The sequence below is a fragment of the Paludisphaera soli genome, from assembly GCF_011064595.1.
Classification (GTDB): Bacteria; Planctomycetota; Planctomycetia; order Isosphaerales; family Isosphaeraceae; genus Paludisphaera; species Paludisphaera soli.
Window position 1 is genome coordinate 1 of the sequence record NZ_JAALJI010000174.1, and the last position, 312, is coordinate 312.

1 protein-coding gene is annotated in these 312 nt (G+C 62.2%); it reads right to left on the reverse strand.

Annotation, left to right across the window (positions count from 1 at the left end):
- Nucleotides 1–281: cyclophilin-like fold protein (locus G6O68_RS32195; protein WP_206108312.1), on the reverse strand; the 281-nt coding region annotated here is incomplete at its 3' end.
- Nucleotides 282–312 lie beyond the last annotated feature (31 nt).

Genomic DNA, 312 nt, shown 5'->3' on the forward strand with positions numbered 1-312 from the left:
TTGTCGTCGATTCGGCCGAGGCGGGTGTAGCTGTAGCTGGTCTTGAAGCCCTTGTAGAAAACGACCAGCGTGTCCGAGCCCCAGAGCATCAGGTCGCCGTTCCGAATCGTACCGGGGTCCGTGACCTCGGTCGGGAGCGGCGTCGGGAGGTGGGCATGCTCCTCGTTGCCGTTCAACTCAGCCATGTCGAGCGTCAGGGGAAGCATCGCCCGGAGCTTGGCCGTCGCCGCGTTGTCGTCGAGCGTGGCCTTGAAGGTCTTGGTGCCGATGGTGAGTTTCATAGCTTTGCTCTTCGTTTCACCGCGAGGCTCA